The following is an 18469-nucleotide window of genomic DNA, read 5'->3' as shown; positions in this document are numbered from 1 at the left end:
ATGAAACGAACGACTTATGCTGGTTTAGTTGATGAGCAATATATTGGCCAAACGGTGATGTTGGCCGGTTGGGTACAAAAGCGTCGTAACTTTGGTGACCTAGTCTTTATTGACTTGCGTGACCGTGAGGGGATTGTTCAGTTAACTTTTTCTGCTGCTAACCAGGCAGCCCTTGATGTCGCTCAAGGTGTCCGAAACGAATATGTTTTGGCTATTGAGGGTGAAGTTGTTGCCCGTGCGGAAGGTCAGGAAAATAAGAAGATTAAGTCTGGTGGCATTGAAGTTAAGGTAACCAAGGCCGAAATTTTGGCAGAAGCCAAGACGCCGGTCTTTGATATTGAGGATGGCGTGAACGCTGGAGAAGAGTTGAAACTCCAGTACCGCTACTTGGACTTACGCCGTCCAGAAATGCAAAAAAACTTGCGTGTTCGGTCAAAAATCATGGCTTCTGCCACCCATTTTATGGACCAAAACGACTTTATTAATATTGAAACGCCATATTTGGCTAAGTCAACGCCCGAAGGCGCTCGTGATTACTTGGTTCCTTCGCGGATTTATCCTGGTTCATTCTATGCCTTACCACAGTCACCTCAGCTATTTAAGCAACTTTTGATGGGGGCCGGCTTCGATCGCTATTTCCAAATTGCCCGTTGTTTCCGAGACGAAGACTTACGTGGCGATCGACAACCTGAATTTACGCAGTTGGATATGGAAACTTCCTTTATGTCAGCTGCCGAAATTCAAGAACTGGTTGGTCGTTGGGTTCAGCAGATCATGAAGGACGTGGTAAACTTCGACTTAAAGGTTGAGGACATTACGCGTTTGACATGGCAGGAATCAATGGACCGTTTTGGTACTGACAAGCCGGACTTACGAATTGCCTATGAAATAAAAGACTTGTCAGAAACGGTCAAGGATTCTGATTTTGGTGTCTTTGCGAATGCTGTCAAGGGCGGTGGCGTCGTCAAAGCCATTGCTGTTCCTGGTGGGGCAGATCACTATTCTCGTAAGGACCTCGATAAGTTGGGTCAGTATATTGAACGTTTCGGTGCAAAGGGCTTGGCCTGGATGAAGGTGACTGATGATGGCTTGAATGGCCCAATTGCTAAGTTCTTTGCAGATGAAGCTGGTGAAGCCATTGTGGGGGCTAGTGGTGCCAAATCAGGAGACCTTTTGCTCTTCGGTGCTGGTCGTGCTGATGTTGTGGCTGCGTCATTGGATTACTTGCGTCGCCAAACAGCAACTGATTTGGCCTTGGTTGACCAAGAAAATCCTTGGCGTTTTGCCTGGATTGTGGACTGGCCTTTGTTTGAATATTCAGAAGACTTTGACCGTTGGATTGCTGCTCACCATCCATTTACGATGCCAAACGAAGAAGACTTGCATTACTTAGATGAGGGCGAAGACCCACACAAAGCCCACGCCCAGTCCTATGACTTGGTCTTGAACGGTTACGAATTGGGTTCTGGCTCAATTCGTATTCACCGAACGGATATTCAAGAAAAGATGCTCAAGGCGCTTGGTTTTAGCAAGGAATCGGCCAATCAAGCCTTTGGCTTCTTGCTTGAAGGAATGGAATACGGGTTCCCACCAATGGGGGGGATTGCTCTTGGTTTGGACCGCTTGGCAATGCTCTTGGCTGGCCAAGATAACATCCGTGAAGTAATTGCCTTCCCGAAGAACTCAAAGGCAACGGAGCCAATGACAAAAGCACCAACACCAGTTGCTGGTGCGCAATTGCTTGAACTCGGTTTGGAAGTACCGACTGCTGCTGAAAATAAGTAAAAACTTAACAAAACGGTATCAAACTTGATTTGATACCGTTTTTTACTGTTTTTTTAATTAAAATTATCTATTTTTTATAAAATTGCTCTTCAAATATTTTCTAATCTTGTTAAAATATATGTATCGAACGGCGGATTTGCGTCGTTAGGCTAAGGACCAGGCTTTTAAGTTGGTCAAAAGGGTTAGGGATTAAGGATTGGTCGGACCGTCCTTAGTTAACCTAGCAAAAAACAATGATACGGAAAATAGGAAAAAATCTCGATCACTACTACCTCCATCAAGTTGTTGGAGCATTCTTTTACGCAATTATGCTGTCGCTGGCGCTGAACTATTTTTGGCTGCCTGGACATGTCTATTCGTCTGGCTTTACCGGGTTAGCCCAATTAGTTGACACGTTAACCGGCGGAAAAATTAATGTTGCCTGGGCGATTGCCTTGGTGAACATGCCACTTTTGCTTTTGGCTTGGTTTACCTTGTCGAAACGCTTCGCCGTCTTTACGGCGATGGCTGTGTTACTCTCGGCAGCCTTTGTGCCATTGTTTGCGACAAAAACAGTGTTGACGCCTGATCCTTTGATTAATGCCATCTTTGGTGGTGGTATCAATGGAATGGCCGTTGGAACCGCCTTGCGGTGTGGTGTTGGTACCGGTGGGCTGGATATCATTGGAATGGAATTGAAACATCAATTCCGAATGAAGGTTGGTTCAGTTAACCTAGCCTTCAATGCCTTGATTATGGTTGGTGCTGGCTTGACCTATGGTTGGCAATACGCCCTTTATTCCATTATCGGTGTGGTTGTTTCGGCCCACTTTATTGATCTTTTCTATACTCACCAGCAACAAATTCAAGAAATGATTGTGACGAATAAGCCAGAAGAAATGACGGACACAATTCAAAACAAGATGCGTCGTGGGGTAACAATCATTGATTCAGCTCACGGCGGTTATACCGGCCGTGACCGATCAATTCTGCTAACAGTGGTAACGCAACATGAATTACCGGAATTGCGGTACGCCATCAAGGAAGTTGATCCAAATGCCTTTTACTCAGAGTCAAAGGTTGAGCATACGGGTGGTCGCTTCTACGAACCGGAACCTTAAAAGTTAAACAAAGCAAAAGCGTCTCGATTGTTCTCAATCGAGACGCTTTTTTTGGTCAATAAATCAGCCCCGGAAAAAGCCTAGATTTAAAATTAGCTCCAAAAAAACTGTGAAGTCAAAATCGTTTTCTGAAAGCAAATTTTTTACTTTACTTCATGACGCATCGTGACGTGAGGCGTCCCCTCAAAAGTAAAGGGTTGGCCGATCGGCGTAAAGCCAAATTTCTCATAAAAACCCACAACCTGTTCTTGTGATTCAATTTCAATGGCTTGCGTCGGCCAATTTTCCTGGCAAACAGCCAAAATTTGAGTCATTAACTGGTTACCAAGGCCAGTACCACGGGCCTCTGGTCTCGTTACGACACGGCCAAAGGTAATGTCTTTGCCATTTTGAAAAACACGGGCATAGGCGAGGACGGGACTTTTTTCGTCTTCTTGGTAAAAAATATGAATGGCTTTTGTATCGTTATCGTCTAGTTCATGGTAGATGCGGTTTTGCTCGACAACGAAGGTATCGATACGCAGTTTGAGTATCTGATAGAATTCATTGGCAGTGAGGTTGTCTATTGTCTTTTTTTGCCACATTGGTTTCATCTTCTTTCTGTTTTCCTGTATAATAATGTTGCATATGCAACTGCTGCGTGTAAAAGGAGGCTTATCTGTGATTGAGTTAGAAGTGTTTCGTCAAATGGGATCGATTGCGCGACGGGCAACCAAAGAGATGAACCAGGCTGCTAGTCAGTATCAATTAGAAAATAATCTGTTTTTATATTTGATTCGCATTGTGGAACATGAAGGCCTGACTCAGTCTGATTTGGCAGAATTAATCCAGGTTGATAAAACGACGCTTAGTCGGTCCTTGAAAAAATTGGATAACCAGGGCTATATCGATAAGGTCACGGCTGTTCAAAATAAAAATTATAAGCAACTTTATCCAACGCAAAAGGCACGTGACCGTTACGAGGTCCTAGCCCAACTAGAGCGACAATATATCAAGAAGCGGCTGGCAACTTTGTCTGCATCTGAATTAACAAATTTGAACAAAATACTCAACAAAATTTTGCACAGTTAAGCTGTGCTTTATTTTAACAGATACAGTTGCAAATGCAACTGTAAGAATAAAAGGGAGATTTTTTTTGGAAAATAATCATATTCGAACGCGGTTAATGTTCTTTTTATTAGGCTTGGTACTGGTGGCCTTTGGCAACGCACTATCAATTATTTCAACTGCCGGCAATGGCTTGTGGACTGCAGCGGCATTAGGGTTGGCGCAGTGGAGCGGGGCGGGGATTTCGCTGATCTTGACGACAATTGGTTTAATCGTGATTGGCATTAACCTGCTTTTATCAGAACATTGGTCTTGGCTGACGGTTAGTGGTGAGCTGCTGTTTGTTTTGCTTTTTAGCCAGTTGATCTATTTTTTTGTTAAGATGTTGTCAAAAAATTTGATGGTACCAACAAATTTATGGTTACGCATTCTTTTGGCCATTGTGGGTATTATCGTTGTTTGCTTGGGAACTTCTTTTTATCAACGGGCAAATTTATGGATGTACCCGACTGATTCATTCACGACGTTACTGACAAGGCGTTTTTTTCATCATCATTTTGCCTGGGCGCAGCTGGTGGCCTTTGTGCCACCAGTGATTTTGATTGGGGCAACGGCGTTTCATTTGCACACTGTTGTTGGTGTGCAAGCTGGAACACTCTTTTCTCTGGCTTGTAATGGACCACTAATTGCTTATTTTAACAAACGGGCTTTTCCTTTTTTGCGGTTAAATGCGCCATTATAAGCAGGTTTCCACGGTTATTTTGTGTTATAAATTAGACTGTTCAGAGACAGTAATCAGTCCCTTTTTTAATGTTGCTGAACGCTGTGTCACTCTTGATGAAAAGCGGTACAATGAAAGAAGGTATATAAGGAGATCAGGAAGATAAAATAGAAAGAAGAGAATCAATGGCAAACACGCAAAGTCGCTGGGACCCAAATACCCGAAGTCACCGGTTTTGGATTTTAGCAGTCTCACTTAGTATTACAACAGGTAGCGCGATTACGCCGGCTTTGCCGGCCTTACAAAAAGCCTTTCCCGCTTATCCTGCCACCTTAATTAATTTATTGGCGACCATTCCCCAGGTGCCAGCGCTTTTGGTGTTGGTGTTTTCTGGCCAGTTAGCTAACCGCTTTGGTATTAAAAAAGTGATTAGTACGGGTATCATGTTGATGGCAATTACTGGGATCTTGCCCAGCGTTTTAACAAATTTTTGGTTGATTTTTTTAACTCGGTTGCTGTTTGGAGTTGGGATTGGCCTGGTTAATTCGTTGGCCATTACACTGGTGGATTTTGTTTATGAAGGTGCTGACCAGGCTCAGATGCTGGGCAATCGGTCTGCCTTTGAACCGATTGGCCTCTCTTTGGTCAATTTGAGCGTGGGTGCTTTACTAGCCGTTTCCTGGCGGGCTTCTTTTTTGGCTTATGCCTTGCTATTCATTGTCGGTTGGGGCTTTATTCGAATGGTGCCTGAGTATCGATCACAGCCGCAGTCAGCTAAAGGTGATTCTGTCCAGTTTAGTCAGCCAAAACATTTGAAATACCTGCTGGTAATTACTGGTTCTGCTCTCTATTGTGGTTTATTAATGATTGGGGTCTCAATCGTTAATGTTTATACACCCTACTTTGTTTTGGCTCACCACCTAGGTGGCAGCATGACGGCTTCACTAATCATTACGGTTTATACACTGACGTCGATGGTGATGGGCTTTCTTTTTGGTCGTTTTTTTCACTTTTTGCGTCGTTATATTTTTTTGGTCGGACTTTTCTTTATGGCTGTGGGTGCTATCTTTTTTAATGCCGCCCATAGCTTACCAACATTAACCTTGTCTGTGATTGTGGTTGGATTGGCGTATCCAATGGCAGGGACATATCTATTTGATACCATTGCTAATCGAGTTCCATCAGAGATGATGGGCTTGGCCAATTCAATCTTACTGGTTGGTTGTAATGCCGGGACTGCTTTGGCGCCAGCCATCGTGTCTGCCTTGAATGGCATTGGGTCAAAATCAGCTCTAGATGGGGGTATTCGTCTGTATGGCGAGTCGATTTTTATTTTGCTGCTTGTAACTGCTTTGTTGATGTGGTGGCAACGAAAGAAGGGCTTAGGTGCTGGCAGCTAAGTCCTTGGGAAAAGGTGCTCGAAAATGCGGTTAAGTGTTGTCAAAGTCAGCTCTGTCGGCCACGGAAAACGGATTGTTCGAAAGACCTGTTAACGGTTATCTTTAAAAGTAACAACTGTTTTGGTAATCAGATTACAGCTAACACCTGGTGGCTGCTGGGGTCTTTTTTACCGCAGCGACAATCCTACTTTTTTATTATAAAAATTAGTTGACTTTCTTTCTTAGAATTGAGATAATATATAAGTCTTTAATGCATATCGTTTAACATACGAAATAAAATGCGAGGAAGGAGGGGGATCGACATGGCAAAGGTTATTGTACGTAAGAACGAATCTTTGGATGACGCATTGCGCCGCTTCAAGCGTGGTGTTTCAAAGGACGGTACTCTCCAAGAATACCGCAAGCGCGAATTCTATGTAAAGCCTTCAGTTGAACGTAAGTTGAAGTCTGAAGCTGCACGTAAGCGCAACAAGAAGAAGAAGAACCGTTAATTCGGCCAAAAAACGTCGCTTTGGTGGCGTTTTTTATTTGGTCTCGTGGTAGACTATTAGATAAGTAGTAATCTCACACTAAGGAGAAGATTGATGAGCTTATTAGAACAGGTTCAAGCGGATATGAAAGAAGCAATGAAGGCTAAGGACAAGCAAACCCTTGCCGTTGTTCGCCAAATTAAGTCAGCCGTGATGAACGAACAGATTAATTTGGGTCATGACTTGACAGAAGAAGAAGAATTGGCCGTCTTAGCACGTGAAGTGAAGCAAAGAAAAGACTCAATTGCCGAATTTAAGGCTGGTAACCGTGCTGACTTAGCTGAGGCTACCCAAGGTGAATTGGTTGTTTTGGCCAAATATTTGCCAGCACAATTGTCAGAAGACGAAATTAAGCAAATCGTTCAAGAAGCCATCCAAAAGACGGGGGCGACTGGTCCAGCCGATATGGGTAAGGTCATGGGAATTGTTTCAAGTCAAACTAAGGGGCGAGCAGACGGCAAGTTTGTTGCTGACCAGGTAAAGACTGCTTTGGCAAAGTAAAACTGGTTTTTAAAACTACTAATGTTAAGGACAAAGCAACACCGTGAATGATGAATGATTAAAGTGACTAAGCGGGTTGCATACATAAAAGTTACTACTCTTAGCCAGTTTTTCTGGTTATTTGCATGAAAAGGATAAAGAATGGATACAACTTTAGGACAAGTCATTAAGGCATCAGTGACCGATGAAAACAGTCAATACTTTTTTGCTCAAGTCGATGGGGTAACCTATGAAATTGATAAGAGTGAGCTGGAAAAGCCTTTGAAGGTTGGCGGTTTTGTAACCGGCTTTGCCTACCAAAATGAAGGCCACCGTCTCCAGATTACCAAGACAATCCCTACTGTTCAAAAGGACCAGTACGCATGGGGAACAGTTGTTAATGCCCGCCATGATTTAGGGGTTTTCGTGAACATTGGTTTGCCCAACAAAGATTTGGTAGTCTCTTTAGATGATTTGCCAACAATTAAAGATCTTTGGCCTAAGACAGGTGACCGACTTTTATTGGCCATTAAGGAAGATAACAAGGGCCGGTTGTGGGGGAAATTAGCCCAACAAGATATTATTCAAGCGGTTTCTCGCCAAGCAAAACTTGGTGCTGGCATTAAAAAGGGCGACCAGGTGAAAGCCACGGTTTACCGCAACAAGTTGGTTGGTACTTTAGTATTGACTGATGATTACCAACTTGGTTTCATTCATCCCTCACAGCGGGAACAAGAACCACGCCTGGGTGAGGTTGTGACAGCCCGCGTCTTGGGTGTTAATGATCGAGGAATTGTCAACTTATCGTTGAAGCCGCTGGCCTATAAGTTGATGGATGAGGATGCTTCATTCTTGCTAATCCAGCTGCAACGCAAGGCCGACCACTTCTTGCCATTTAACGATAAGTCCGATCCAACGGCAATCAAAGCTCAATTTGGTTTTTCAAAATCACAGTTCAAACGAGCTTTGGGTCGCTTGTACAAGGAACGGCTGATTAGACAGGTTGACGGCGGCATTCAGTTGACTGAGGCCGGCCAGAAGGATTAGCTAATGTTACCGGACGTGATGGAAGACTATTTGAATTACGTTCAAGTCGATCGTGGGCTTTCAAAAAACACGATTACCGCTTATCGTCAGGATTTAACCAATTTTTGTGTTTTTTTAAAGAAAAATCAGAAAACTTGGCGCCAGGTTGATCACCAAGTCGTCCTGGCGTTTTTAAATCAGTTGCGGTTGGAAAAGCGGGCGAATACCACGGTGGCGCGAATGGTTACTTCGCTGCGTAAATGCTTTGCTTACTTGAAAACTGAGGGCTTGATTGAGCATGACCCAATGTTAAATATTAAGCCCCCCAAGAAAGCAGAACACTTGCCAGCCGTTTTGTCGGTAGAAGAGGTTGATTTGTTGTTAGAGACACCGGATGTTTTAACCCCTTTGGGTTTGAGAACACGAGCATTGCTTGAAGTTTTGTATGCTACGGGTTTGCGTGTTTCGGAATTGATTAATCTCAAACTGGAAGACCTCCACTTGGACTTAGGGTTGATTCAAACTCTTGGGAAAGGTGATAAGGAACGGATTGTACCGATTGGCGAAGTTGCGGTTGACTGGATTAACCAGTATTTACAAAGTGCTCGTCCGGCCTTAGTTAAAGGCCAGCGGACAGTGACACTCTTTGTTAATGACCATGGTCGGCCCTTATCTCGACAGGGTGTTTGGCAGTTAATTAAAAAATTAGTGAATCGGGCTGGGATTAAAAAGGATGTTTCGCCGCATACGTTGCGCCATTCTTTTGCTACCCACATTCTGGAGAATGGCGCCGACCTACGAATTGTCCAAGAGCTGTTGGGGCACGCCGATATTTCTACCACGCAAATCTATACCCATATTTCAAAAAAGCGGTTGAGTCAGGTTTATGACCAATTTCATCCGCGTGCCTGAGCACTTAGAAAAGGAGTCAACCATGTTAATTTCAACAAGACCAGACGATGAAAAGACGGTCATGGGCCTCTTTTCTCTTTTGCCAGAATATAAGAACTTAGAACATATGAAGCTGGTTTTGAACCTATACCAGCAACCGAAGATGGAGCTCTTTTTTTGGCAGCCAGATCAGCAGGACTCAATCAACGGTTTGCTTGGTATTGAACGTTACAAGAACAATGTCTTAGTTGTTCGTCACCTAATTTTGACACCGGGGGCCCCAAAGAAAGCCACTCATGCGCAAATGTTAGCAGACTTACAGGAACTAAATCCTGACCATGCTGTGATGGGCACCTTAAGTACACAAACTTATATTGATAAGTGGAGAAAGCATTATTCAAAACCCAAGTCTCACAATTAAGATTACTGACTTCGAGGGCCCGCTCGATTTGCTTTTGCATTTGATTAGAAAGCACGAGATGGACATTTTTCAATTGCCGATTGCTGAAGTGACGAAACAATATTTGAGTTTCATCCATGAGCAACAGGCGATGCAGTTGGATGTGGCGGCTGAGTACTTAGTGATGGCTGCCAAGTTAATTCATCTTAAGTCGATTGATTTGTTACCAAAACCACCGATTGAAGATGATGTGGAAGATAACTTTGAAGAACTTGATCCAAAAGAAGAGCTGATTGCTCGCCTGTTGGTTTACCAACGTTTTCAACAGGCAACCGGCTTCTTTGATCAACGGCAAGAAACTGACATGCATTCCTTTGTTCGTCCGGCAATTGAAGATCAACAGGCGAAAGTGGAGCAGCCGGTAACGCTTGCTCCCGGTCTGACAATGATTGATTTGCAGTTGGCTTTTGATAGCGTGATTGCTCGGCAACGCGACTTGGCCCCAAAGGTGCGCCAAGTGGAATCAGATTCGTATACGATTGGGGATGGGATTGTTTCCATTCGCCAAAAATTACAAGCCCTACCAACAGAAGAATCTTTGCCTTTTACAGCCCTTTTTGAAGATGTTTTTGCCCCTGACCGGTTAGTGATGACCTTTTTGGGATTGCTTGAAATCACTAAGGCTGGCGAAGTGACGCTTTGGCAGGCAGCCTTAACAGATGAAATTTTAATTAAAGCGGTGGACCATGGATCAGAAGATTAGTCAAATTGAAGCGTTATTTTTTGTTGCGGGTGAGGATGGCTTGTCAATTCCAGAATTGGCTAAGGTAACGGGCTTTGATAAGGGGGCGTTGCCTGCTTTACTTGATGAACTGGCAACGCATCTGATTCAAATTAATTCACCATTGATGCTAAGAACCTCTGATGGACGGTATGTGATGGTTACCCGACCTGAATTTGGTAAATTAGTTTCGGCCTATTTCGACTTGCCGGTTAGCACCAAGTTGACTCAGGCACAACTGGAAACTTTAGTAATTGTTGCTTACCAGCAGCCAATCACTCGTGTTGAAATCGATCAAATCCGGGGTGTCCGCTCGGCTGGAACAATTCAAAAGCTCTTGCTCCATCAGTTGATTGAATCAGTTGGCCGGAAAGAAGAAATTGGTCGACCGATTTTGTATGGCACGACTGCTGATTTTTTGGATTACTTTGGTTTGAAATCGTTGGCTGATTTGCCAGAATTGCCAGATATTAATGATGTGACCCTTGATGAAGAAGGACAGGCTGAGGTAGCGCTCTTTGATCAAATTGATGATCAGGGGGATACTATTTTTGCCAGCCCAGATGATGCTGGGCATTTAGAGCTGATGGCAGAAGGCGCAACGGCCACACAAGCACCACACGACACGACAACGGGTACACCGGCTGATGAACAGCCAGTTGCCGCAAAAAAGGAGGGCGATAATGCCTGAAGAAAGTCAACGACTACAAAAGGTGATTGCCCAGGCCGGAGTTGCCTCCCGACGGGCAGCCGAAACCATGATTTTAGAAGGCCGAGTTGAGGTCAATGGCCAAATTGTGAGCCAATTGGGGACCAAAGTATCTCATCAAGACGAAGTTAAGGTCGATGGAGTACCAATTGACGGTCAGGAAAAGCATGTTTATTATTTGCTGAATAAGCCCCGTGGTGTTGTGACCACTAGTCATGATGATAAGGGTCGGCAAACGGTCTTAGATATTTTAGATGATGTGACGGCGCGGGTTTATCCGGTTGGCCGGTTGGATTATGATACCACTGGTGCGCTCTTGCTCACCAATGATGGCGATCTGGCCAACCAGTTGATGCATCCCAAAGGCCGCGTTGATAAGGTCTATACGGCCAAGGTTAAGGGACTGGCAACGATGGAACAATTGGCACCGTTAAAGCGGGGGATTGTTTTGAAGGGTAAGAAGACGGCCCCAGCGAAGCTTGCCATTGAAAAGGCCGATAAGGATAAGAAGGTTTCCTTTGTTACAATTACGATTCATGAAGGCCGCAATCACCAGGTCAAGGATATGTTGGCAGCTGTTGGTCTGCCAGTTGAAAAACTACGCCGTGATCGCTACGCTTTCTTGGACTTAGTTGGCCTGCAACCAGGTGAATTTCGGGACTTAAAGCATGATGAAGTCAAGCGTCTAAAAGCTGGCGATTATCGATTCTTGCGCCGTAAGTAATAAAAGTGTGTTAAAAAAGCAGTTGCGTCGCAACCTCTGAAAAAATTTTTTCGCTTTTTCAGGTTGTCGTCCGTATTGTTTTTGCTGATGGCAAAAATGTCTTTTTTTCTTGGCAAGCTTTTTGAGCTGTGCTATACTACTACTTGTTTCAAATATAATCTAAAACTTCGGGGTCGGGTGAAAGTCCCAACCGGCGGTGAAGCAGCGACAGCTGATGAGCCCGCGACCTACCACTTGGTAGCTGATCTGGTTTGAATCCAGGGCCGACCGTACAGTCGGGTATAAAGAAGTTTAAAGTACAGTCTTTTTTGCTGGCCTTTATTTTACCCCGGGTGAAGTAGGGCCTTTTTTGGGCCCAGAGGAGTAGAAAAATGACAAGAAACACTACTAAAAAACTCACCCTGGTCGCTGTTTTCAGTGCAATTTCCTTTGCATTGACGATTTTTCCGCAAATTGCGATCATTCCCAGTGCATCTTTTTTGAAAATTGATTTTTCAATTGTGCCAGCTTTTCTAGCCTTTTCCTGGTTAGGTCTTGGTTCGGCTGTTTGGGTGTTGGTGATCCGGACTTTGCTGAAGCTGATTTTGTTTAATGAAGGGGCAAATACCTATATTGGAATGCCAGTTAACCTTGTGATTGCTTTGACATTCTTGCTGGTTGTGGCAGCGATGGTGAAGGTTGAAGTTCGCTTGCCCAAGTGGTTATGGCAGTCCGTTAGCGCTGTTGTAGCCGCTTTCACGATGACCGTGGTGGCTTACTTAGCCAACATTGTTTGGGCGATTCCACTTTACGCCCGCTTTGCAAACTTTGATATTGCTAAGTTTATTGGTATTAAAGTCTATTTGTGGGGGATGGTTGTCCCATTCAATCTTTTGGAAGGTTTAATTTGGTTTATTGTTTCTGTGATGGTTGTAGCAATCTTGGCGCCCTTTAAGAAAAGCTTTCGTTCTTAAGAAAAGGTTATCATTTTCAAGTACCCTTCCGTGTTAGACTTGATTTAAGAACGAACTGATAGGAGGTCTTGAAATGAATGACCAAACAGCACCAACATTATCACGCCGGCAACGTTTTAATCGTCAGCATGAAAATCAGGAGCAGCCTAAAAAAGAACCACGACCAAAAAGTCATGGCGGTCTCGTCGTGCTTTTGGTTTTGCTGTCGCTAGTCTTATTAGCCTCAGCACCAGTTTATGGATTGATGAAAAACTCACCAAAAACGGTAAAGACGACGTCTTCTGCTAGTTCTCAGTCATCTGATGCAACAAGCAGTGCCCAGTCTTCAACTAGTCAATCTGCTACTTCGTCTAGCCAAGCTGATTCGGCTGCGCAATCAAGTCAAAGTCAGGCCAACCAGGCGAGTGACGACCAAGCAGCCGCTTCGGCCGCCACTGCAAACACGGCTACGTTGAATGCTAACCAAACGCTTTATAACTTTGCGGTGACTCACGGGACAACAACTGACCAGATTTATGCTTTGAATCCTGGTGTTACTGCACAAAACTATTCAAGGTTTGCAGGGCAAGCTTTGAAAATTAAGTAAGAGGAAATTTTAATCCCTATGACTCAACCTGCTCATTTTCAAGTTGCAATTGACGGTCCTGCATCGGCTGGAAAGTCCACGATTGCTAAGATTTTAGCGACTGATTTAAAGTATGTTTACGTCGATACCGGCGCGATGTATCGGGCCATTACTTTGGCGGCTAAACAGGCGGGACTTGCATATGAAGATGAGGCGGGGATTGTTGCCTTGTTACCGAAGCTTGAGATTGCCTTTTTACCAGGTGAACCAGTGCAACACGTTTTGTTGAACGGACAGGAAGTGACTGAAGAAATTCGTTCAACTGAGATTACGAACAATGTTTCCTTGGTTTCTTCCTATCAAGCGGTTCGAGCTGATTTGGTTGATCGCCAACGCGCCTTGACAGCTAAGCAACCGGTTATCATGGATGGCCGTGACATTGGCACAACAGTCTTGCCAGATGCTCAGGTGAAAATTTTCTTAATTGCCTCAGTTGATGAACGTGCTGAGCGTCGTTTTAGGGAAAATCAGGCCAAAGGCATGAATCCTGACTTGGAAATCCTAAAAAAAGAAATTGAAGAGCGGGATTATAAAGATTCTCATCGCGCCATTTCACCACTAACAAAGGCTGAAGATGCCTTAACGGTCGACACTACCGGTCAAAGCATTGACCAAGTCGTTGCCACTATCAAGCAAATTATCAAAGATCACCAGTAAGGTGGTCTTTTTATTTTAGAAAAATCTGTTAAAATAGAAAGTAATAGGGAAAGCAGTTCGTGTTTATGCGAAACATTTTTTGACGGAGTGTTTGGTCTAGTCCTAATTTTTTTAAAATTGGACTAGGAAAATCGGCTACTCTCTGATAGAATACCCTTATAAGTGCAAATTGTAGGAGGACGTTTGACGTCATGAGTGATACTAACAGCGAATTATTAGCAGCTCTGGAAAGTGCTGACCAAATTAAGGTAGGGGACGTCGTAACTGGCGAAGTGCTAGCAATCGATAACGATAACCAAGCAGTTATCGGTCTTCACACCGGAGAAGAAGGAGTTGTGCCAGCGCGTGAGTACTCTGACGATCGTAGCGTCAACTTGGCCGACGATTTGAAGGTTGGTGATACTATCGAAACTGTTGTTGTTTCGAACGTAACCAGTGACAAGGAAGGCGTTGCCTACTTATTGTCAAAGAAGCGCTTGGAAGCCCGCAAGGCTTGGGAATCATTGTCATTTAACGAAGGTGATGTTGTTGATGCTAAGGTTATCAATGCCGTTCGTGGTGGTTTGATTGTTGATGTTGCTGGTATCCGTGGTTTCGTACCTGCATCAATGGTTGCAGAACGTTTTGTTTCAGACTTGAACCAATTCAAGGGACAAGACATCAAGGCGGAAGTAATCGAAATCGACCCAGCCAAGGCTCGTTTGATTTTGTCACGTAAGGCTGTTGCAGCCCAAGAACGTGCCGAAAAGTTGGCTGAAGCATTCAGTCGTTTGACTGTTGGCGAAGTTGTTGAAGGAACTGTTGCTCGTTTGACTGACTTCGGTGCTTTCGTTGACTTAGGCGGCGTGGACGGATTGGTTCACGTTTCTGAAATTTCACATGACCGTGTTAAGAACCCATCAGACGTTTTGTCAAAGGGTGAAAAGGTTAATGTTAAGATTTTGGCCTTGGATACTGATCGTGGACGTATCTCACTTTCAATCAAGGCAACCCAGCCAGGTCCTTGGGATGAAGTTGCAGAAAAAGCCCCAGCCGGTACTGTTCTTGAAGGAACAGTTAAGCGTGTGAAGGACTTTGGCGCATTCGTTGAAATCTTCCCTGGTATCGAAGGATTGGTTCACGTTTCACAAATTTCACACAAGCGTGTTGAAAACCCAGCCGACGTTTTGAAGTCAGGTGACAAGGTAAAGGTTCAAGTGTTGGATGTTAAGCCAGCCGAAGAACGTATTTCATTGTCAATGAAGGCTTTGGAAGAAAAGCCAGCCAACCAACGTGAAGACCGCGATGACAACCGTGGCGCTTCGCGAGCTGACATGGCAGCCTTCCAACAAGACGATGAAGGTGCCGCTACTTTAGGCGACATCTTTGGCGACAAGTTGTAAGATTTAAAAATAAAAAGGCTGGTTATCCAGTCTTTTTTTATTGGAAAGGAGCGGGAATATGGCAGCACCGATTGTAGCTGTAGTGGGTCGTCCAAATGTTGGCAAATCCACGCTATTTAACCGCATTGTGGGCGATCGAATCGCCATTGTAGAGGATATGCCAGGCGTTACTCGCGACCGATTGTATGCACGGGCAGAGTGGCTTAACTTTGATTTTAGGCTGATTGATACCGGTGGGTTGGAAATGGGAAATGCGCCATTTTTGACGGAAATTCGCGCCCAGGTTGAATTAGCTATTGATGAAGCCGATGTGATTTTGATGGTTGTTTCTGGCCGAGAAGGTCTCACAGCCGATGACCAGGCCGTGGCTAATTTGCTTTATGGTGCCGATAAGCCGGTTGTTTTGGCGGTTAACAAGGTTGATAATCCTGAAATGCGGTCAGATATTTATGACTTCTATTCATTAGGAATGGGTGACCCTTATCCCGTTTCTGGCTCACACGGCATTGGTTTGGGTGACGTTTTAGACGAAATTGTTAAGCATTTCCCAGACGAAGCGGCCGAACAAGACGATGATGCTGTCCGGTTCTCAATTATTGGTCGACCAAATGTTGGAAAATCATCAATCGTGAACGCCATCTTGGGCGAAGATCGCATGATTGTCTCCAACATCGAAGGAACGACCCGTGATGCCATTGATACACGTTTTATTACCCCTGATGGTGATGAGTTTGTGATGGTCGATACGGCTGGAATTCGCAAGCGTGGCAAGGTTTACGAAAATACGGAACGTTACTCGGTGATGCGGGCAATGAAGGCCATTGATGAATCGCAAGTGGTCTTGATGGTCTTGGATGCTAAAACTGGTATCCGTGAGCAAGATAAGCACGTTGCCGGCTATGCCCATGAGGCTGGGAAAGCTTTGGTAATTGTGGTTAACAAGTGGGATGCCATCGAAAAAGATACGCATACCATGACGGATTTTGAAAACTTGATTCGCGATGAGTTTAAGTTCTTGGACTATGCGCCAATTGTTTTTGTCTCAGCAAAGACTGGACAGCGCTTAGATCGTTTACCCGATTTGATTTTGGCCGTGAATGACAATCACCAAAAGCGTGTTTCATCATCAACATTGAATGATGTTTTGATGGATGCTTTGGCAACTAATCCGGCACCATCTGATAATGGTCGTCGCTTGCGTGTTTATTATGCTACTCAAGTGGCCATCGAACCACCAACGATTGTCGTCTTTGTCAACGACGTTGAACTGATGCATTTTTCATACCAGCGTTTCCTAGAAAACCAAATTCGCGCAGCTTTTGACTTCTCTGGAACGCCGATTAAGCTAATTATTCGACAGCGGAAGTGACGTTTTATCGTCGAATGTTTCAATAGCCCTGAAATTCACTTGTAAATGTGCGGAAAACCGCAATTATGGCATGAAATTGGGCTTTATGCCTACACATTTTAATTTACATGTGCTATCCTATCTTTATGGATGTTGCCACGGTAGCGTTCCCAAACTGCTAATGGTTGTTACACTGGCAGTTATTCTAAATTAATTATTTCGCGAGGAGAAAAGGAATGGCAAACAAGCAAGAATTAATCGATTCAGTCGCAATGAAGACTGGTTTAACAAAGAAAGACGCAGACAAGGCAGTTGCCGCTGTTTTGTCATCAATTGAAGACGCTTTGAAGAAGGGCGAAAAGGTTCAATTGATTGGTTTTGGTAACTTTGAAGTTCGTGAACGCGCAGCTCGTAAGGGTCGCAACCCACAAACTAAGGAAGAAATCCAAATTCCTGCATCAAAGGTTCCTGCGTTCAAGCCTGGTAAGGCATTGAAGGACGCCGTTAAGTAAGCGAATCTTTTATCTTAAGCACACTCAACTGAGTGTGCTTTTTTGTTTGCACTTGATGGTGAAGTCTGACAGGAAGACAGCTTATTTAATTAAAAAAATCAAAATTTGAATCGGTTGCTATCGATGATGAACAATTTTACTTTTATAGTGATAAAACAAAGACAGTCTTGACTTAGAGTGAACTCCATGTCATAAGATAGTCTTATCAGTGACGGATAAATTCATTGAGGATGATAAACAATGATGACAGGCAACTATGACTGTGATACAACAAATTTATCCATACCATGTCTGATTTTACTTTTAAAACAGACAAGTTCATAATTAGTAAAAAGGAGTATTAAGACGATGAAAGCAGCTATTTTTGTAAAACCAGGGCAAATTGAGATGCAAGAGGTTGATAAGCCAACAATTCAGGGACCGCGGGATGCTGTGATCAAGACGGTTCGGGCATCGGTTTGTGGTTCTGATCTTTGGTTCTACCGAGGAATTTCAAAGCGTACCAGTGGTACTCAAGTCGGTCATGAAGCCATCGGCATTGTTGAAGAGGTTGGTAGCGCAGTTACTAACGTGCAACCAGGCGATTTCGTTATTGCACCCTTTACTCATGGTTGTGGCCACTGCCAAGCTTGTTTAGCAGGTTTTGATGGTGACTGCCTCGATCCTGATAAGGGGGGCTCAACCGGTTATCAGGCTGAATATATCGGCTTTAAAAATGCTGATTGGGCACTGGTTAAGGTTCCAGGCCAACCGACAGACTACAGTGCTGATCAATTGAAATCTTTGATGACCTTGTCGGATGTGATGGCGACCGGTTATCATGCAGCCGCTACCGCCGAAGTCAAAGAAGGTGACACAGTTGTTGTCATGGGCGATGGGGCTGTGGGTCTTTCTGGAGTGATTGCAGCCAAGCTCCGCGGTGCCAAGCGAATCATTTTGATGTCGCGCCATCAAGACCGGCAAGAATTGGGCAAAGCCTTTGGTGCTACCGATATTGTGGCCGAGCGTGACCAGGCTGGCATTGACCAGGTGATGGCACTCACGGGCGCCGGTGCGGATGCTATTCTTGAATGTGTTGGTTCAAAGCAGGCTGTGGCAACGGCTGTTCAACTTGGCCGTCCAGGGGCCGTTGTTGGTCGTGTAGGGATTCCTCAAGACCCAATGATGAACACCAACAATTTGTTCTGGAAAAATATTGGTTTGCGTGGAGGTATCGCTGCGGTGACCACGTATGACCGCGAGTTGTTATTGCAGGCGGTTCTTGATCAAGAAATTAATCCGGGCCAGGTCTTTACCAAGGAATTTGCTCTGAAGGATATTCAGCAGGCCTATGAGGCGATGGATCAGCGCGAGGCGATTAAGTCTCTTCTTGTTTTTTAGGTTTTTAATTATCTGCAT

The 18469-nt window shown here is 44.4% G+C and carries 21 protein-coding genes and 1 riboswitch; of the genes, 20 read left to right on the top strand and 1 reads right to left on the bottom strand.

The window, feature by feature from the left end; genetic code table 11:
- Both aspS and ACSYSR_RS00360 read left to right on the top strand, forming a co-directional pair.
- Positions 1-1785 (top strand): aspartate--tRNA ligase, encoded by a 1785-nt coding sequence (aspS, locus tag ACSYSR_RS00365; RefSeq protein ID WP_489816461.1) that lies wholly within the window; start codon positions 1-3, stop codon positions 1783-1785.
- 233 nt (positions 1786-2018) lie between these two features.
- Positions 2019-2885: a YitT family protein gene (locus ACSYSR_RS00360; protein ID WP_489816462.1), complete on the top strand. Its 867-nt coding sequence runs from the start codon at positions 2019-2021 to the stop codon at positions 2883-2885.
- Positions 2886-3028: 143 nt separating this feature from the next.
- Here the strand turns inward: ACSYSR_RS00360 and ACSYSR_RS00355 are convergent, their stop codons facing one another.
- Positions 3029-3469, bottom strand: a complete 441-nt coding sequence (locus tag ACSYSR_RS00355; RefSeq protein ID WP_489816463.1) for a GNAT family N-acetyltransferase — start codon at positions 3467-3469, stop codon at positions 3029-3031.
- 103 nt (positions 3470-3572) lie between these two features.
- Here ACSYSR_RS00355 and ACSYSR_RS00350 point away from each other — a divergent pair, with 103 nt between their 5' ends.
- From ACSYSR_RS00350 to ACSYSR_RS00265, 18 genes are all read left to right on the top strand, one after another.
- On the top strand, positions 3573-3956 hold the full coding sequence (locus ACSYSR_RS00350) for a MarR family winged helix-turn-helix transcriptional regulator (protein ID WP_489816543.1): 384 nt from the start codon (positions 3573-3575) through the stop codon (positions 3954-3956).
- A gap of 64 nt (positions 3957-4020) precedes the next feature.
- The gene (locus ACSYSR_RS00345; protein ID WP_489816464.1) at positions 4021-4674 is read left to right on the top strand and encodes a YczE/YyaS/YitT family protein; all 654 of its coding nucleotides are present in this window, start codon (positions 4021-4023) and stop codon (positions 4672-4674) included.
- A gap of 164 nt (positions 4675-4838) precedes the next feature.
- Positions 4839-6053: an MFS transporter gene (locus ACSYSR_RS00340; RefSeq protein ID WP_489816465.1), complete on the top strand. Its 1215-nt coding sequence runs from the start codon at positions 4839-4841 to the stop codon at positions 6051-6053.
- Positions 6054-6355: 302 nt separating this feature from the next.
- Positions 6356-6544, top strand: coding sequence for a 30S ribosomal protein S21 (gene rpsU / locus ACSYSR_RS00335; protein ID WP_047974532.1), 189 nt, complete (start codon positions 6356-6358; stop codon positions 6542-6544).
- Between the two features lie 93 nt (positions 6545-6637).
- On the top strand, positions 6638-7084 hold the full coding sequence (locus ACSYSR_RS00330) for a GatB/YqeY domain-containing protein (RefSeq protein ID WP_489816466.1): 447 nt from the start codon (positions 6638-6640) through the stop codon (positions 7082-7084).
- Between the two features lie 141 nt (positions 7085-7225).
- Positions 7226-8110, top strand: coding sequence for a CvfB family protein (locus ACSYSR_RS00325; protein WP_489816467.1), 885 nt, complete (start codon positions 7226-7228; stop codon positions 8108-8110).
- A gap of 3 nt (positions 8111-8113) precedes the next feature.
- Positions 8114-9001 (top strand): site-specific tyrosine recombinase XerD, encoded by an 888-nt coding sequence (xerD, locus tag ACSYSR_RS00320; RefSeq protein WP_489816468.1) that lies wholly within the window; start codon positions 8114-8116, stop codon positions 8999-9001.
- A gap of 22 nt (positions 9002-9023) precedes the next feature.
- The gene (locus ACSYSR_RS00315) at positions 9024-9401 is read left to right on the top strand and encodes a riboflavin biosynthesis protein RibT (RefSeq protein WP_489816469.1); all 378 of its coding nucleotides are present in this window, start codon (positions 9024-9026) and stop codon (positions 9399-9401) included.
- Entirely contained in the window at positions 9355-10143 is a 789-nt protein-coding gene (locus tag ACSYSR_RS00310; RefSeq protein ID WP_338029135.1) for a segregation and condensation protein A, read from the top strand. Before ACSYSR_RS00315 ends, ACSYSR_RS00310 begins: the two co-directional genes overlap by 47 nt.
- Positions 10127-10852 carry an SMC-Scp complex subunit ScpB gene (scpB, locus tag ACSYSR_RS00305; protein ID WP_489816470.1) on the top strand — a complete coding sequence of 242 codons (726 nt, stop codon included), beginning with the start codon at positions 10127-10129 and terminating at the stop codon, positions 10850-10852. The genes ACSYSR_RS00310 and scpB overlap by 17 nt, the downstream gene beginning before the upstream one ends.
- Entirely contained in the window at positions 10845-11594 is a 750-nt protein-coding gene (locus tag ACSYSR_RS00300) for a pseudouridine synthase (protein WP_489816471.1), read from the top strand. Before scpB ends, ACSYSR_RS00300 begins: the two co-directional genes overlap by 8 nt.
- 159 nt (positions 11595-11753) lie before the next feature.
- Positions 11754-11890, top strand: a riboswitch (FMN riboswitch).
- Positions 11891-11965: 75 nt separating this feature from the next.
- Positions 11966-12547, top strand: a complete 582-nt coding sequence (locus ACSYSR_RS00295; RefSeq protein ID WP_252774025.1) for an ECF transporter S component — start codon at positions 11966-11968, stop codon at positions 12545-12547.
- Between the two features lie 73 nt (positions 12548-12620).
- Positions 12621-13133, top strand: coding sequence for a LysM peptidoglycan-binding domain-containing protein (locus ACSYSR_RS00290; protein WP_252774024.1), 513 nt, complete (start codon positions 12621-12623; stop codon positions 13131-13133).
- An 18-nt stretch (positions 13134-13151) separates the two neighbouring features.
- Positions 13152-13829: a (d)CMP kinase gene (gene cmk / locus ACSYSR_RS00285; RefSeq protein ID WP_489816472.1), complete on the top strand. Its 678-nt coding sequence runs from the start codon at positions 13152-13154 to the stop codon at positions 13827-13829.
- A gap of 191 nt (positions 13830-14020) precedes the next feature.
- Positions 14021-15211: a 30S ribosomal protein S1 gene (gene rpsA, locus ACSYSR_RS00280; protein WP_047974523.1), complete on the top strand. Its 1191-nt coding sequence runs from the start codon at positions 14021-14023 to the stop codon at positions 15209-15211.
- A 58-nt stretch (positions 15212-15269) separates the two neighbouring features.
- Complete coding sequence (gene der, locus ACSYSR_RS00275; protein ID WP_489816473.1) at positions 15270-16580, top strand: ribosome biogenesis GTPase Der; 1311 nt, start codon at positions 15270-15272, stop codon at positions 16578-16580.
- Between the two features lie 215 nt (positions 16581-16795).
- Positions 16796-17071 carry an HU family DNA-binding protein gene (locus ACSYSR_RS00270; protein ID WP_047974521.1) on the top strand — a complete coding sequence of 92 codons (276 nt, stop codon included), beginning with the start codon at positions 16796-16798 and terminating at the stop codon, positions 17069-17071.
- A 348-nt stretch (positions 17072-17419) separates the two neighbouring features.
- A complete protein-coding gene (locus ACSYSR_RS00265) occupies positions 17420-18451 on the top strand; it encodes an alcohol dehydrogenase catalytic domain-containing protein (protein ID WP_489816474.1) in 1032 nt (343 codons plus the stop codon).
- Positions 18452-18469: the final 18 nt, after the last annotated feature.

The organism is Fructobacillus sp. ESL1096 (assembly GCF_058511985.1).
The sequence above is the reverse complement of the archived record's forward strand: the minus strand, read 5'-3'. Positions and strand labels throughout refer to the sequence as shown.

Coding starts and splice junctions, on each gene's coding strand:
- aspS (WP_489816461.1), top strand. CDS start 1: ATGAAACGAACGACTTATGCTGGTTTAGTTGATGAGCAATATATTGGC.
- ACSYSR_RS00360 (WP_489816462.1), top strand. CDS start 2,019: ATGATACGGAAAATAGGAAAAAATCTCGATCACTACTACCTCCATCAA.
- ACSYSR_RS00355 (WP_489816463.1), bottom strand. CDS start 3,469: ATGTGGCAAAAAAAGACAATAGACAACCTCACTGCCAATGAATTCTAT.
- ACSYSR_RS00350 (WP_489816543.1), top strand. CDS start 3,573: ATGGGATCGATTGCGCGACGGGCAACCAAAGAGATGAACCAGGCTGCT.
- ACSYSR_RS00340 (WP_489816465.1), top strand. CDS start 4,839: ATGGCAAACACGCAAAGTCGCTGGGACCCAAATACCCGAAGTCACCGG.
- rpsU (WP_047974532.1), top strand. CDS start 6,356: ATGGCAAAGGTTATTGTACGTAAGAACGAATCTTTGGATGACGCATTG.
- ACSYSR_RS00330 (WP_489816466.1), top strand. CDS start 6,638: ATGAGCTTATTAGAACAGGTTCAAGCGGATATGAAAGAAGCAATGAAG.
- ACSYSR_RS00325 (WP_489816467.1), top strand. CDS start 7,226: ATGGATACAACTTTAGGACAAGTCATTAAGGCATCAGTGACCGATGAA.
- xerD (WP_489816468.1), top strand. CDS start 8,114: ATGTTACCGGACGTGATGGAAGACTATTTGAATTACGTTCAAGTCGAT.
- ACSYSR_RS00315 (WP_489816469.1), top strand. CDS start 9,024: ATGTTAATTTCAACAAGACCAGACGATGAAAAGACGGTCATGGGCCTC.
- scpB (WP_489816470.1), top strand. CDS start 10,127: ATGGATCAGAAGATTAGTCAAATTGAAGCGTTATTTTTTGTTGCGGGT.
- ACSYSR_RS00300 (WP_489816471.1), top strand. CDS start 10,845: ATGCCTGAAGAAAGTCAACGACTACAAAAGGTGATTGCCCAGGCCGGA.
- ACSYSR_RS00295 (WP_252774025.1), top strand. CDS start 11,966: ATGACAAGAAACACTACTAAAAAACTCACCCTGGTCGCTGTTTTCAGT.
- ACSYSR_RS00290 (WP_252774024.1), top strand. CDS start 12,621: ATGAATGACCAAACAGCACCAACATTATCACGCCGGCAACGTTTTAAT.
- cmk (WP_489816472.1), top strand. CDS start 13,152: ATGACTCAACCTGCTCATTTTCAAGTTGCAATTGACGGTCCTGCATCG.
- rpsA (WP_047974523.1), top strand. CDS start 14,021: ATGAGTGATACTAACAGCGAATTATTAGCAGCTCTGGAAAGTGCTGAC.
- der (WP_489816473.1), top strand. CDS start 15,270: ATGGCAGCACCGATTGTAGCTGTAGTGGGTCGTCCAAATGTTGGCAAA.
- ACSYSR_RS00270 (WP_047974521.1), top strand. CDS start 16,796: ATGGCAAACAAGCAAGAATTAATCGATTCAGTCGCAATGAAGACTGGT.
- ACSYSR_RS00265 (WP_489816474.1), top strand. CDS start 17,420: ATGAAAGCAGCTATTTTTGTAAAACCAGGGCAAATTGAGATGCAAGAG.